The organism is Mesorhizobium sp. P160187 (genome assembly GCF_057766425.1).
The window spans coordinates 2,196,419-2,211,265 of the sequence record NZ_JBYMDX010000003.1; the positions used below are offsets into that span (position 1 = coordinate 2,196,419).

General features: G+C 62.9%; 15 protein-coding genes. 11 read left to right on the top strand and 4 right to left on the bottom strand.

All coding sequences use genetic code 11. The features are described from left to right. The first annotated feature begins 42 nt into the window (after positions 1-42). Positions 43-1,002 carry a sugar-binding transcriptional regulator gene (locus AC3CCE_RS14160; RefSeq protein ID WP_023671243.1) on the top strand — a complete coding sequence of 320 codons (960 nt, stop codon included), beginning with the start codon at positions 43-45 and terminating at the stop codon, positions 1,000-1,002. A 35-nt stretch (positions 1,003-1,037) separates the two neighbouring features. On the opposite strand, the gene AC3CCE_RS14165 is transcribed toward AC3CCE_RS14160, so the two are convergent. Continuing rightward, positions 1,038-1,223, bottom strand: a complete 186-nt coding sequence (locus AC3CCE_RS14165) for a hypothetical protein (protein WP_023671244.1) — start codon at positions 1,221-1,223, stop codon at positions 1,038-1,040. Between the two features lie 110 nt (positions 1,224-1,333). On the opposite strand from AC3CCE_RS14165, the gene AC3CCE_RS14170 reads away from it, so the two are divergent. From AC3CCE_RS14170 to AC3CCE_RS14215, 10 genes are all read left to right on the top strand, one after another. Continuing rightward, positions 1,334-2,242: a LysR substrate-binding domain-containing protein gene (locus tag AC3CCE_RS14170; protein ID WP_023671245.1), complete on the top strand. Its 909-nt coding sequence runs from the start codon at positions 1,334-1,336 to the stop codon at positions 2,240-2,242. 112 nt (positions 2,243-2,354) lie between these two features. Continuing rightward, on the top strand, positions 2,355-2,696 hold the full coding sequence (locus tag AC3CCE_RS14175; protein WP_352625001.1) for a hypothetical protein: 342 nt from the start codon (positions 2,355-2,357) through the stop codon (positions 2,694-2,696). Positions 2,697-2,940: 244 nt separating this feature from the next. Continuing rightward, entirely contained in the window at positions 2,941-4,251 is a 1,311-nt protein-coding gene (locus tag AC3CCE_RS14180) for an ABC transporter substrate-binding protein (RefSeq protein WP_023671248.1), read from the top strand. A 119-nt stretch (positions 4,252-4,370) separates the two neighbouring features. Then, positions 4,371-5,243 (top strand): carbohydrate ABC transporter permease, encoded by an 873-nt coding sequence (locus AC3CCE_RS14185; protein ID WP_023671249.1) that lies wholly within the window; start codon positions 4,371-4,373, stop codon positions 5,241-5,243. Between the two features lie 11 nt (positions 5,244-5,254). Further along, positions 5,255-6,079, top strand: coding sequence for a carbohydrate ABC transporter permease (locus tag AC3CCE_RS14190; RefSeq protein WP_023671250.1), 825 nt, complete (start codon positions 5,255-5,257; stop codon positions 6,077-6,079). A 50-nt stretch (positions 6,080-6,129) separates the two neighbouring features. Continuing rightward, positions 6,130-7,134, top strand: coding sequence for an ABC transporter ATP-binding protein (locus AC3CCE_RS14195; RefSeq protein WP_023689168.1), 1,005 nt, complete (start codon positions 6,130-6,132; stop codon positions 7,132-7,134). Then, positions 7,131-7,901, top strand: coding sequence for an L-iditol 2-dehydrogenase (locus AC3CCE_RS14200; protein WP_352624998.1), 771 nt, complete (start codon positions 7,131-7,133; stop codon positions 7,899-7,901). Before AC3CCE_RS14195 ends, AC3CCE_RS14200 begins: the two co-directional genes overlap by 4 nt. A 45-nt stretch (positions 7,902-7,946) precedes the next feature. Then, positions 7,947-9,425: a mannitol dehydrogenase family protein gene (locus tag AC3CCE_RS14205; protein ID WP_352624996.1), complete on the top strand. Its 1,479-nt coding sequence runs from the start codon at positions 7,947-7,949 to the stop codon at positions 9,423-9,425. 11 nt (positions 9,426-9,436) lie between these two features. Further along, positions 9,437-10,096, top strand: a complete 660-nt coding sequence (locus tag AC3CCE_RS14210; RefSeq protein WP_023729776.1) for an HAD family hydrolase — start codon at positions 9,437-9,439, stop codon at positions 10,094-10,096. Positions 10,097-10,230: 134 nt separating this feature from the next. Continuing rightward, the gene (locus AC3CCE_RS14215) at positions 10,231-11,817 is read left to right on the top strand and encodes an FGGY-family carbohydrate kinase (protein WP_352624994.1); all 1,587 of its coding nucleotides are present in this window, start codon (positions 10,231-10,233) and stop codon (positions 11,815-11,817) included. Between the two features lie 53 nt (positions 11,818-11,870). Here the strand turns inward: AC3CCE_RS14215 and AC3CCE_RS14220 are convergent, their stop codons facing one another. The 3 genes from AC3CCE_RS14220 to AC3CCE_RS14230 are packed head-to-tail and all read right to left on the bottom strand — an operon-like array spanning position 11,871 to position 14,842. Beyond that, entirely contained in the window at positions 11,871-12,965 is a 1,095-nt protein-coding gene (locus tag AC3CCE_RS14220) for an ABC transporter ATP-binding protein (protein ID WP_352624992.1), read from the bottom strand. A 2-nt stretch (positions 12,966-12,967) separates the two neighbouring features. Further along, positions 12,968-14,014, bottom strand: coding sequence for an NAD(P)-dependent alcohol dehydrogenase (locus tag AC3CCE_RS14225; RefSeq protein ID WP_023819727.1), 1,047 nt, complete (start codon positions 14,012-14,014; stop codon positions 12,968-12,970). Between the two features lie 15 nt (positions 14,015-14,029). After that, positions 14,030-14,842, bottom strand: coding sequence for a carbohydrate ABC transporter permease (locus tag AC3CCE_RS14230; protein WP_023671259.1), 813 nt, complete (start codon positions 14,840-14,842; stop codon positions 14,030-14,032). Positions 14,843-14,847: the final 5 nt, after the last annotated feature.

Below are 14,847 nucleotides of genomic sequence, written 5' to 3' on the forward strand. Positions count from 1 at the left end.
TTCGCCCAAGGGCGCGCAAAGGGGCAGGGCTGGAGGCACATTTTGAATTCGCGGCAAGATGGCGGCAGCAGCAGGCTGGACGAGGCAGCGCGCGCCGGCTGGCTTTACTATGTTGCCGGCAACACCCAGGACCAGATCGCCGCCACGCTCGGCATTTCCCGGCAGACGGCGCAGCGGCTGGTGTCGCTGGCGGTGTCGGAGGGGCTGATCAAGGTGCGGGTCGACCACCCGATCGCCAATTGCCTTGATCTCGCAGCTAGACTGAAGTCACGCTTCGCGCTCGACCTCGTCGAAGTGGTGCCGAGCGATCCAACCTCATCCTCGACCACGATCGGCATTGCCGAGGCGGCTGCGGCCGAGATCGAGCGGCGGCTGCGGTCACCGACGCCCATCGTCTTGGCCATCGGCACCGGCCGCACGCTGAAGGCGGCGATCGAGCAATTGCCGCCGATGGAATGCTCGCAGCACAAGGTTGTGTCCTTGACCGGCAACATCTCGCCCGACGGTTCGGCCGCCTTCTACAACGTCATCTTCACCATGGCCGACCGGGTCAAGGCGCGCTCGTTCCCGATGCCGCTGCCGGTCATCGCCTCGTCGCCGGAAGAGCGCGAGATGCTGCTTGCCCAGCCGATGATCCAACCGACGCTGGCGCTGGCCGCGGAAGCCGACGTGACCTTTGTCGGCATCGGCGATCTCGGCCCGAAGGCGCCGCTCTACGAGGACGGTTTTATCTCGGAAAGCGAGTTGAAGGCGTTGCAAAAGGCTGGCGGCGTCGCCGAGATCGTCGGCTGGGTGTTCGATCGGGAAGGCCGCATGATCGAGGGCATCACCAACGACCGGGTATCGTCGGCAGCCTTGCCGTCACGCGAAAAGTCGCTGGTCATTGCGCTCGCCATGGGCGAGCGTAAGTTGCCGGGCATCCTGGCCGCTGTGAACCGCCGGCTGGTCAATGGCCTCATCACCGACGAGCGGACCGCCACGGCTTTGCTCGACGGTTCCTGATAGATTAAGCGGCCCATCGATAAAATCCAACACGTTTATTTGCAGCGCCCGGACGGGTCGTTGCCGTCGAGAAAACCCATGTCGCGCTGCAAATGCGGCGACAGCTCCCGGACGTCGACGTAGCCGCGCCGGCGGTGCACAAGCAGGGAAAATTCATGCACCAGCAGGGAAAACCAGCTCTGCGCCGGGGTCGAATGGAGCTTTTGCTGTACCGTGGTCATGATCTTCAGCCTCCGCTATGCTTGAACTTGATTGATCGTTGACACCAGATATCGGCCTGATTGCCTCTTGCCGCCAATCAAACGTCGATCACGACCCATAAGGAGGGCTTATGCCCGATCTCAAGGCACCACAGCTCGCCCAGTTGCCGCCGCTGCAGGCCATCAGGGTGTTCGAAGCCGTCGCGCGGCATCTCTCCTTCACCAAGGCCGCGCAGGAACTCGGCATGACGCAGGCCGCCGCCAGCTACCAGATCAAGCTTCTGGAAGAGCGCATCGGTTCGCCGCTGTTCCTGCGCCAGCCGCGCCAGATCGTGCTGACCGAACCCGGCCAGCGCCTGGCGCCCGCCGTCAGCGAGGCGTTCAGCCTGCTCTCAAGCGCCTATTCCGCCGCGCGTGGGGGCGCCGATGGTGTGCTGTGCGTCTCGACGCTGCTGACCTTTGCCTCGAACTGGCTGGCGCAGCACCTCGGCTCCTTCCAGGTCGCGCATCCGTCGCTGGCGGTGCGCGTCGATACCTCGAACAGGGTGATCGATTTTGCCCGCGAGGACATGGACATCGCTATCCGCTCCGGCAGCGGCAAGTGGCCTGGAGTGGAGACCCATCTTTTGTTCAAGGCCGATTTCACCCCGGTGCTGAGCCCGGCACTCGCTGCCACCATAGGTGGCGTCCACGAACCCGCCGACCTGTTCAAGCTGCCCATTCTCGATCCCGGCGACATCTGGTGGCGGGAATGGTTCGCCCTTGCCGGCGTCCCGGCGGACGAACTTGCCAGGCGCACCGGCACCAGCATGGGCGCGCAGGCCTATGAGGCGAACGCGGCCATCGCCGGCCATGGTGTGGCAATCCTGACCACCGCATTGTTCAAGACCGAGCTCGCCGCCGGCCGCCTGATCCAGCCCTTCGACCTGGTCGGCGACGACGGCCACGCCTATTGGCTGGTCTACCCGACGGCGCGTCGCAACGTGCCGAAGATAAAAGCCTTCCGGGACTGGATCCTGGCCGAGATCGCCTGCGCCTGAGGGCGAGCGATTCGCGGATTGATTTCCGAGATGCAAAGCGAGCCATGGATCCGCGACGAATGCTCGCTTTCGCGGACAAACAGCTGCGATCGGGCCACCCGGTTAACCAAGCTTGACAAAAACGCTGTCGATATCACTCGCCCGGCATAGGCTTGTGCTTGTGACGACCCAATTGAGCAGGATCAATCGTCTGCAGATTGAAACAGGGTCGATCAGCCGGCTGATGAAAGTCTATCGAGTCCAAGAAATCGAAAACAACACCGTGCGCACGACGCAGGTGATCGAAGCATTTACGCCGTTTCAAGCTGCCGTGAAGGCAATCGGCCGGGAAGTTAGGCTGCGCAAGGACGAGCCCAGCTGGATCCAGGTGACGGAAGTGCTGACCAGAGCCAAGCAAACACGCGACGGCAGGGTTTTCGAATATTCCGTCGGAAGCTACCCGTCCCACGGCTGACGGGCTGGGCCCTATCGCTCCCTTGGCGCCATGATTGGGTTGCGATGGGTCGGCATCAACCCGCTCTCACATCCCCGTGCAAACAGCTTCCCAAATCCATTCAATATCCTCTACGCGCGCAACGTCGCGCACCTGCCCCGTGTGCTGCGCTGCAGCATCGAATCCGGCTTGACATAATTAACGCCAAGTGAGTAATTGCCCATTACCAAGGCAAATGCTCATCTTGGTTCATGGGAGGAATTTGATGAAACTGCGCACGCTCACTTTGGGCCTGTTGTCGGCCAGCGCCTTCGCTTTCGCCGCGCATGCCGAATCCATCACCATCGCCACCGTCAACAATGGCGACATGGTCCGCATGCAGAAGCTGACCGACGACTTCACCAAGGCTAACCCCGACGTCACGCTCAACTGGGTCACGCTCGAAGAGAACGTGCTGCGCGAGCGCGTCACCACCGACATTGCCACCAAGGGCGGCCAGTATGACGTTATGACCATCGGCACCTACGAGGTTCCGATCTGGGCCAAGCAGAACTGGCTGTTGCCGCTCGACAAGCTCGGCGACGACTATGACGCCAAGGACATCATCCCGGCCATCGCCGGCGGCCTGTCGGTCGACGGCAAGCTCTATGCCGCGCCCTTCTACGGCGAAAGCTCCTTCGTCATGTACCGCAAGGACTTGATCGAGAAGGCCGGGCTGAAGATGCCCGACGCCCCGACCTGGGACTTCATCAAGCAGGCCGCCGACAAGATGACCGACCGCGCCAATGGCGTGAACGGCGTTTGCCTGCGCGGCAAGGCCGGCTGGGGCGAGAACATGGCCTTCCTCACCGCCATGTCGAACTCCTTCGGCGCCCGCTGGTTCGACGAGAACTGGAAGCCGCAATTCGACCAGCCGGAATGGAAGAACACGCTGCAGTTCTATGTCGACCTGATGAAGGCCGACGGTCCCGAGGGCGCCTCGTCCAACGGCTTCAACGAAAACCTGGCGCTGTTCCAGCAGGGCAAGTGCGGCATGTGGATCGACGCCACCGTCGCCGCCTCCTTCGTCTCCGACCCGAAGAACTCGACCGTCGCGGACAAGGTCGGCTACGCACTGGCCCCCGACAATGGTCTGGGCAAGCGCGGCAACTGGCTGTGGGCCTGGTCGCTGGCCATCCCGGCCGGCACGCAGAAGGGAGACGCCGCACAGAAGTTCGTCTCCTGGGCGACCAGCAAGCACTACGCAGAACTGGTTGCTTCGAAGGAAGGCTGGGCCAACGTTCCTCCGGGCACGCGCTCCTCGCTCTACGCCAATGCCGAGTATCAGAAGGCGGCTCCGTTCGCCAAGATGACGCTGGACTCGATCAATGCCGCCGACCCGACGCATCCGACCGTCAAGCCGGTGCCCTATGTCGGTGTGCAGTTCGTCGCCATTCCTGAGTTCCAGGGCCTCGGCACAACCGTTGGCCAGCTGTTCTCGGCGGCGCTCGCCGGCCAGACCAGCGTAGACGACGCGCTCAAGCAGGCGCAGGACGCCGCCACCGCGACCATGACCGAAGGCGGTTATATCAAGTAAGGCTCCTCCCGGTGCCGAATGCCGGCCGCCTCCTTGGCCGGCAACGGCCGCCCGAATCCCAGTTCGGGCGGGCCCTTTCACACACCTGAAAATTTGGCTGACCTTGAAGGGTGACCGTCATGGCTACTCAGCAGACCCGTTCGCTTGCCCGCTTTATGTTGGCGCCATCCGTGGTGCTGCTGTTCGTCTGGATGATCGTGCCGCTGGCACTCACGATCTGGTTCTCCTTCCAGCAGTACAATCCGCTCAATCCGATCCGCGACGGGTTTGTCTGGTTCTCGAATTACTCGCTGTTCTATTCCAACCCGGCATTCCTGCAGTCGATCCTCAACACGCTGGTCCTGGTGGGCAGCGTGCTGCTGATCACCGTCATCGGCGGCATCATGCTGGCGCTGTTGATCGATCAGCCGATGTGGGGACAGGGGATCGTCCGCATCCTCGTCATCTCTCCGTTCTTCGTCATGCCGCCGGTGGCTGCACTTGTCTGGAAGAACATGATCATGCACCCGCAATACGGCGTCTTTGCCGACATTGCGCGCTTCTTCGGGGCTCAACCGATCGACTGGTTCGGGCAGCATCCGATGCTTGCCATCATCATCATCGTCGCCTGGCAATGGCTGCCCTTCGCAACGCTGATCCTGCTGACCGCATTGCAGTCGCTCGACGGCGAGCAGAAGGAAGCCGCCGAGATGGACGGCGCCGGCTTCGTCAGCCGCTTCATCTATCTGACGCTGCCGCACATGTCGCGCGCCATCACCGTCGTCATCCTGATCCAGACCATCTTCCTGCTGTCGGTCTATGCCGAAATCCTGGTCACCACCAATGGCGGACCCGGCTATGCCTCCACCAACCTGCCCTTCCTCGTCTACCAGAAGGCATTGCTGGAGTTCAAAATCGGCCAGGCATCGGCCGGCGGTGTCATCGCCGTCATTCTCGCCAACATCGTCGCCTTCTTCGCCATGCGCGCGGTCGGCAAGAACCTGGACAAGTAAGGGAGGATACGATGGCACGTGCAGTCACCACCCAACACAAGGTCATTGCGACAGGCGCCGCCTGGATCGTCGCGCTGCTGATCTTCTTCCCGATCCTCTACACGATCATCACCTCGTTCAAGTCGGAGCAGGAGGCCATCCAGGGCTTCGCGCTGATCCCGTCGGGGACGTTCGAGAGCTATACCGAGGTCCAGGCGCAGAGCGGCTACTTCAAGTTCTTCTTCAACTCGGTGCTGCTCTCGGTCGGCTCGACCATCCTGGCCCTGATAGTCGCGGTTCCGGCCGCCTGGTCGATGGCCTTCTCGCCGGGCAAGTGGACCAAGGACATCCTGATGTGGATGCTCTCGACCAAGATGATGCCGGCGGTTGCCGTGCTGTTCCCGATCTACCTCATCTTCCGCGATGCCGGACTGCTCGACAGCCGCATCGGCCTGATGATCATGCTGATGCTGATCAACCTGCCGATCGTGATCTGGATGCTCTACACCTACTTCCGCGAAATCCCCGGCGAAATCCTGGAGGCGGCACGCATGGACGGCGCCACCTTGTGGGGCGAGATCGTCTATGTGCTGACCCCCATGGCCGTGCCGGGCATCGCATCGACCATGCTGCTCAACATCATCCTGGCGTGGAACGAAGCGTTCTGGACCATCCGCCTGACCACCACCGAGGCAGCGCCGCTGACGGCCTTCATCAGTTCGTTCTCGAGCCCGCAAGGCCTGTTCTGGGCCAAGCTTTCGGCGGCCTCGACGCTGGCCATCGCCCCCATCCTGATCATGGGCTGGTTCAGCCAGAAGCAGCTGGTGCGCGGCCTGACATTCGGCGCGGTAAAATAACGGACGTTGCCTGAAGCAATCCGGCCAAATAACCCCTCGGGGAGGAAACCATGGGAAACATCACGCTCAAGAACGTCTCCAAGCATTTCGGATCGACGGTCATCATTCCAGGCCTCGACCTGGTCATCGAGAATGGCGAGTTCGTCGTCTTCGTCGGGCCGTCGGGTTGCGGCAAGTCCACGCTGCTGCGCCTCATCGCCGGGCTCGAGGACACCAGCGGGGGCACCATCAACATCGATGGCCGTGACGTCACCGGCGAGGCGCCGGCCAAGCGCAAGCTGGCCATGGTATTCCAGTCCTATGCGCTCTATCCGCATATGACGGTGGCCAAGAACATCGGCTTCCCGCTGAAGATGGCGGGCGAGGATGTGGCGACGATCGACAAGAAGGTGAAGGACGCAGCCCGGGTCCTCAACCTCACCAACTATCTCGAACGCCGGCCCGGCCAGCTCTCCGGCGGCCAGCGGCAACGCGTCGCCATCGGCCGCGCCATCGTGCGCCAGCCCTCGGCATTCCTGTTCGACGAGCCGCTGTCCAACCTCGATGCCGCACTGCGCGGCACCATGCGGCTCGAAATCAGCGAGCTGCACCATCAGCTCAAGACGACGATGGTCTACGTCACCCACGACCAGATCGAAGCCATGACCATGGCCGACAAGATCGTCGTGCTCAACGCCGGCAACATCGAACAGGTCGGCTCGCCGATGGAACTCTACAAGTCGCCGAAGAACCTGTTTGTCGCCGGCTTCATCGGTTCGCCGAAAATGAACCTGATCGAAGGTGCGCCGGCGGCCAAATACAACGCCAAGACCATCGGCATTCGTCCTGAGCATATGGGGATATCGACCACAGCGGGTGACTGGAAAGCCCTTGTCGGCGTCGCCGAGCATCTGGGCTCCGACACCTTCCTGCATGTCCAGGCCGACGGCGTCGGTCCGCTGACGGTACGCGCCGATGGCGAACTGGCAGTACGCCACGGCGACACCATCTATTTGACGCCCGACAAGGTCCGCATGCATCGCTTCGGCCCCGACGGAAAGGCGCTGACGCAGTGAGACTGAAAGGCAAATCGGCGCTGATCACCGGATCCGCGCGCGGCATCGGCAGGGCTTTTGCCGAAGCCTATACGCGCGAGGGTGCCACGGTGGCCATTGCCGATATCAATCTGGCGGCTGCCGAAAAGACGGCCGCCGAGATTGGCGCCAACTCCTATCCGGTCAGGCTCGACGTCAGCGACCTTGCTTCGATCCATGCGGCGGTCAAGGCGGTCGAAACAAAGACCGGCGGCCTCGACATACTGATCAACAACGCTGCCTTGTTCGACCTGGCGCCGATCGTCGAGATCACCAAAGCAAGCTACGACAAATTGTTCTCCGTCAACGTCGCCGGCACCTTGTTCATGCTGCAGGCAGCGGCGCGTTCGATGATCGCAAGGGGCAAGGGCGGCAAGATCATCAACATCGCCAGCCAGGCAGGACGCCGCGGCGAGCCGCTGGTCGCCGTCTATTGCGCCACCAAGGCCGCGGTGATTTCGCTGACCCAGTCCGCCGGGCTCGATCTGATCAAGCACCGCATCAACGTCAATGGCATCGCGCCCGGCGTCGTCGACAGCGATATGTGGGATGAGGTCGATGCGCTGTTCGCCAAATATGAGAACCGGCCGAAGGGCGAGAAGAAGCGGCTGGTCGGCGAGGGCGTGCCCTATGGCCGCATGGGCAAGCCGGAGGACCTGACCGGCATGGCGGTGTTCCTGGCCAGCGACGACGCCGAATACATCGTCGCCCAGACCTACAATGTCGATGGCGGCCAATGGATGAGTTGATGGGCCGGGATCACGAAGGCCGCAGCCCGGCCAAAAGGTAGAAAAATGACCGTGAAACTCTCCTCCTCGATCCTCTCGGAACTCCCAGCCAAGGTCGCCGGTCCGAAATACGACCGCGCTGCGCTCAAACCCGGTATCGTGCATTTCGGCGTCGGCAATTTCCATCGCTCGCATCAGGCGGTCTATCTCGACGATCTCTTCAACGCAGGGATCGGTCATGACTGGGCTCTGGTCGGCGCCGGGGTCTTCGAGGGCGAAAAGCTCGGCCGTTCCAAGCTGCAGGAGCAGGACTGGCTGACGACAGTGGTCGAGCAGGATTCCGATCATATGAGCGCCCGCGTCACCGGCGTCATGATCGACTTCCTGACGCCCGGCGATGCGGATGCGATCATCGACCAGCTCGCCGATCCGGCGATCAAGATCGTCTCGCTGACCATCACCGAAGGCGGGTATTTCATCGATCCGGCCTCGGGCAAGTTCAACCCGACCCATCCTGATATCGTCGCCGACGCACAGGCCGGCACGACGCCGAAGACGGTGTTCGGCCTCATCCTGGCCGGGCTGATGCGCCGCCGCGCCGACGGCATCGTGCCGTTCACCGTCATGTCCTGCGACAACATCCCTCACAACGGCCATGTCACCTCGGATGGCGTCATCGGCCTCGCCCGCCTGATCGATGAGGATCTGGCAAACTGGGTCAGCGACAATGTCGCCTTTCCCAACGGCATGGTCGACCGCATCACCCCGGCCACCTCGGATCGCGAGCGCGGCATTCTCGCCTCGGAGTTCGGCCTCGAGGACAACTGGCCGGTGTTCTGCGAGCCGTTCAAGCAATGGGTGCTGGAAGACCGTTTCACCGACGGCCGCCCGCCGCTGGAAAAGGTCGGTGTGCAATTCGTGAGGGATGTCGCGCCCTATGAGCTGATGAAGATCCGCATCCTCAATGGCGGTCATGCCACGATCGCTTATCCCGCAGGGTTGATGGACATCCATTTCGTCCATGAGGCGATGCAGGAGCAGCTGGTGCGCGGCTTCCTCGCCAAGCTCGAGCATGACGAGATCATCCCGACCGTGCCGCCGGTGCCGGACACCGTGCTGGAGGATTATTATCAGCTCATCGAGCACCGCTTTTCCAACCCCAAGATCGGCGACACCATCCGCCGGCTTTGCCTCGACGGTTCCAACCGGCAGCCGAAATTCATCATCCCGACCATTGCCGACCGGCTGAAGGCCGGCAAAGGCGTCGCGGGTCTGGCGCTCGAGTCGGCGCTGTGGTGCCGCTACTGTTTCGGCACCACAGACAGCGGCGCGGTCATCGAGGCCAACGACCCGAGCTGGGACCGGCTGCAGGCAAGCGCGAAGGCGGCGAAGGACAAGCCCGGTGCCTGGCTTGCGATGGAGGATATATATGGCCACGTCGGCCGCTCGGCGCCGTTCGCCGAGGCCTTTGCCCATGCGCTCAACGTCTTGTGGGCGAATGGCACGCGCGCGACGCTGACGCGCTACATCTCCGGCAAGCTCTGACGCCAGCCGCAATGACGCCCGAACTGGTCATCTTCGACTGTGACGGCGTGCTGGTCGACAGCGAGGCGCTGTCGGTTTCGGCTCTGCTCGGCATGATCTCTGCCGCCGGGGGCTCGGTCAGCGAAGATACCGCCTACGAGCATTTCCTAGGCAAGAGCATGAAGAGCGTGCGCGAGATACTTCTTCGCGATTTCACCATCGACATCACCGACGTGCATCTTACCGACATGCGCGTCGAACTGATGCGCAAATTCCGCGAGGAGCTGAAGCCGATTCCCGGCATCAGCGACATCCTGCCGAGGCTGGGCGTGCCCTGCTGCGTCGCTTCCTCCGGCACGCTCGACCGCATTCGCTATGCGCTCGACGTTACCGGCCTGCTCGGCCTGCTCGAGCCCCATCTGTTCAGCGCTGCCATGGTCGCGCGCGGCAAGCCGGCGCCGGATCTTTTTCTCCATGCCGCCGCCGCCATGGGCGCGCATCCCGGTAATTGCATCGTAATCGAGGACAGCCCTGCCGGCATCGCGGCGGCGCGTGCGGCCGGCATGCGCGTCTTTGCTTTCACCGGCGGTTCGCACGCCGGCAACCCGGCCTTGAAAGCGCGGCTTGCGTCGAGTGAACCGGACTTTATATTCGCGGACATGCTGCAATTGCCCGATCTGATTGCAGGCTAGAGCATGATGCCGAAAAGTGTGAAGCGGTTTTCGGACGGCATCATGCTCTACTTCTTTGATTTAGAGACGGATTCAGATTTCAGGTCGAACAGACCTGAAATCATCCGGCTCTAGGAAGCGAGAGTAAAAGCATCTTGACGAAAAGCTTCGTTTGCGCGGTCGATGTCGGCACCGGGAGCGCCCGTGCGGGCATTCTCGACATGTCAGGCACCTTGCTCGGCCGCGCCGAGCATCCGATCGTCATGAACCAGCCGAAGGCCGATCACGCCGAGCACAATTCGCAGGATATCTGGTCGGCTGTGTGCATTGCCGTCCGTGCCGCGCGCGAAAAGGCCGGTGTGTTAGCCGACGATATTGTCGGCATGTCGTTCGACGCCACCTGCTCGCTGGTGGTGCTGGACAGGAATGCCGGCCAGCTCAGCGTCTCGGTGACGGGCGAACGGCGCTGGGACACCATCGTCTGGCTCGACCATCGCGCCATCGCCGAGGCGGATGAATGCACCGATAGCGGCCACGCCGTACTCGACTATATCGGTGGCGTCATGTCGCCGGAAATGGCGACGCCGAAGCTGATGTGGCTGAAGCGCAATCTGCCGGGAACTTGGCATGAAGCCGGCTACCTGTTCGACCTCACCGATTTCCTGACCTGGAAGGCGACCGGGTCGCTGGCGCGCTCGCAATGCACGCTGACCGCCAAATGGACCTATCTGGCGCATGAGGACACCGGCTGGCGCCGTGACTTCTTCGACAGGGTCGGGCTTGGCGATCTGTTCGAACACGGCAACCTGCCGGAGAAGGCAAGTGCTGTCGGCGCCGACATCGGCACGCTCACCCCTGAGGCGGCGGCGGAGTTGGGCTTGAGCGAAAACTGTCGGGTCGGCGCCGGCGTCATCGATGCCTATGCCGGCGCGCTTGGCGTGCTCGGCGGCTTTGCTGGCGACGAGCAGAATATCGGCCGCCATCTGGCATTGATCGCCGGCACCTCGTCCTGCGTCATGGCGATGTCGCCCGACCCGCAGCCTTTCGCCGGCGTCTGGGGTCCATACTATGGCGCCGCACTGCCAAAGCTCTGGCTGTCGGAAGGCGGCCAGTCGGCTACCGGGGCTTTGCTCGACCACATCATCCGCTGGCATGGCGCCGGCGGCGAGCCGGATGCGGCCATGCATGCCAAGATCGCCAGGCGCGTCGCTGAACTGCGCAGCACCGAAGGCGACAAGCTGGCGGCGAGGTTGCATGTACTGCCGGATTTCCACGGCAACCGCTCGCCGCTTGCCGACCCGCATGCCGTCGGCGTGGTCAGCGGGCTGACGCTGGATTCCTCCTTCGACAGTCTGTGCAAGCTGTATTGGCGCACCGCCGTCGGCATCGCACTCGGCGTGCGCCATGTGCTGGAGGCGCTGAACGAGAACGGCTATCTCATCGACACGCTGCATGTCACCGGCGGCCACACCAAGAACCCGTTGCTGATGGAGCTTTATGCCGACGCGACCGGCTGCGCGGTGATCGAGCCGCTGGCCGACGAAGCCGTTCTGCTCGGCACCGGCATGGTCGCCGCCACCGCGGCCGGTCTGTTCCCGGACCTGAATGCCGCTTGCGTCGCCATGCAGCAAGGCGGCAGGGCGCGCACCTCGAACCCGGCCGCGTCAGGCCGCTTCGACCGCGACTACAAGATTTTCCTCGAAATGCACCGCCAGCGGCAGGAGCTCGACGCGATCGGCTAGAGCAATTCCAGGAAAGTGTGAAACGGTTTTCCGTCCGGAATTGCGTACCAAATCTAGGCCTCCTCTCGCCGGCGCAAGGATGCGCCGGTCGCCGCGTCGAACAGATGCACGCTCTCCTCCTCGAATGTGTAGCGCACAGGCGCGCGCAACGCCGGGCATTCGCGGGCCGATACCAATGCGCCGACCTCCTTGCCGCCGCAGGCGAACGTCACCAGCGCGTCATTGCCGTGGAACTCGATGAGGTCGGCGGTGCCTTGCAGAAGATTGATGCTCTGAGCGCCGGCGGTCTTCAGGTCCGGCGGTCGGATTCCAAGCACGGCGAGCTGGACGCCGCGCAGATCGAAGCCCGAGCCTTCTATGAAGAAGGTCGAGCCGCCGCCTGTCAGCGTCCAGCGTTCGTCCTTCCGCCCGACGGCCACGTCGATGAAATTCATGTTCGGCGTACCGATGAAGCCGGCGACGAACAGATTGCCCGGCTGGCGATAGATCTCGGCCGGCGAGCCGATCTGTTCGATGACGCCATCCCTGAGCAGCACGATCCGGTCGGCCAGCGTCATCGCTTCGAGCTGGTCGTGGGTGACATAGACGGTAGTGGTCTTCAGCGACTGGTGCAGGCGGGCGATTTCGACCCGCATATGGTTGCGAAGTTTGGCGTCGAGATTCGACAGCGGCTCGTCGAACAGGAACACTTTCGGCGTCTTGATCATGGCGCGCGCAATCGCCACGCGCTGCTGCTGTCCGCCGGAAAGCTCGGTCGGTTTGCGGGCGAGATAAGGCTCGAGGCCCAGCGTCTCTGCCACCGCTTGGACCCGCTTCTTTATCTCGGCCGCCGAAACCTTCTGCCGCTTGAGTCCGAAGGCGATGTTGTCGAAGATCGTCATATGCGGGTAGAGCGCATAGTTCTGGAACACCATGGCGATGCCGCGCTCGCCGGGCTCGAGATCGTTGACCACTCTGCCGCCGATCGACACTTCGCCGCCGCTGATATCCTCCAGCCCGGCCAGCATCCTGAGCAAGGTCGACTTGCCGCAGCCGGATGGGCCTAGGAACACGACGAACTCATGCTCCTCGATCGAGAGATTGAGATCGCGGATGACGGTGGTAGCCCCATACGCCTTGTCGACATGGGAGCAAACGATCGCGGACATGGTCAGCCCTTCTCGCCGGTAAGCAGGATTTGCAGCTTGACGTCTTGCGGCTTGCCTTGCGCCGCCCGCTCGAAGGCCTTGATGCTGTCGGAGAAATCATAAGTGCCGGTGATCAGCGGCTTGAGGTCGACCTTCCCCGAGGCGATCAGCTGCAGCGCGCGGTCGAAGATGTTGGCGTAACGGAACACCGTCTCGATGCGCACTTCCTTGGAGATCGCCGCCGGAACGTTGAGGCTGACCGGTTCGACCGGCAGTCCGACCAGCACCACCGCGCCGCCCGGCCGCACGACATCGAACAGGTCGGCGAATGCCTTCGGGCTGCCGCTCGCCTCGAACACGATATCCGCGCCCCAATTGTCGGTCGCGGCGGAGACTGCGTCGACCAGCGATTGCTCACCTATATTGACCGGCACGATGCCGGGATATTGTGCGGCAATCTCGAGCTTGGGTGCGGAAAAATCGGAGATCAGCACCTTCGAGCAGCCGCCGGCCAGCGCCGCCAGCGCGATCATGATGCCGATCGGGCCGCAGCCGACGACGACGGCGACGTCGCCAGGCACGATGCGGGCGCGGCTCGCCGCCTGCATGCCGATAGCAAAGGGTTCGACCATCGCGCCTTCGGCGAAGGTGACATTGTCCGGCAGTCTGTAGGTGAAGGCGGCCGGGTGCACGGCATAGGGCGCCAGCACGCCATGCACAGGCGGCGTCGCCCAGAAGGAGACGTCAGGGTCGACATTGTAGATGCCGAGCCTGGTCGCGCGCGACGACAGGTTCGGCACGCCCGGCTCCATGCAGACGCGGTCGCCGACCTTCAGCGTGCCGACATTGGCGCCGATCTCGACGATCGTTCCCGCGGCTTCGTGGCCGAGCACCATCGGGGCCCGCACGACATAGCTGCCGATCGCGCCATGGGTGTAATAGTGCACGTCGCTGCCGCAGACGCCGACCGTGTGGATGGCGATCTTGACATCGCCCGGTCCGACGTCGAGCGGCAGCGCGATCTCGCGCAGCGACAGTTCGCCTTTTTTCTCAAGCACCAGTGCCCGCATAGGTAAGTCCTCGCATCAAGTCTTTTTTTGCCGGAAAACGGAATTCAGGAAGCCGCTGAGCACGCCGAGGAACAGCAGCGGCGGTAGCGACAACAGCACGACCGAGGCGTTGAGGATTCCCCACGGCACGTTCATGCCTTGCTGTGAAAGTTCGGAAGCGACGATCGGCAATGTCTTGGCGTTGGAACTGGACAGCATCAGCGCGATCAGGAATTCGTTCCACACCAGCACGAAGCTGAAGGCGACGGCGCCGATCAGCGAGCGCGCCGCTACCGGCAGCGCAATGCGCCAGAACACCGAGTAAGCGCCGTAGCCGTCGACGAAAGCGGCTTCCTCGATTTCCTTCGGCACGGCCTGGAAGGCGGGAATGGCGAGCCACATGATCACCGAGATGGTGAGCAGCGAATAGGTGACGATCAGCGCCGGCAAGGTGTCGTAGAGCCCGATCTGCAGCCAGATCACCATCAGCGGAATGGCGACTGCCACCGGGGGCAGGAAGCGCAGCGACAACACGAAGAACTGGATGTCGCCAGCGAAGCGATTGGGATAGCGCGCCACCGCATAGGCTGCCGGAAGGCCGAGCATGACGCCGATCAGCACGGCGACGCCGCAGGAAATGACCGAGTTGTAGAGACCGGTCATGACGCTGTCGCGGCCGATGATGTAGCTGATATTGTCGAAGGTCGGGGTAAACACCAGGCGCGGCACGCGGGTGATGATGTCGACATTGTTCTTCAGCGAATTGACCGCCGTCCAGGCGAGCGGAAACACCGCCATGAAGCCGGCGAAGGCCAGGATGATCTTGCCGATGAGGCGGCCCGGTCTCATGCGAT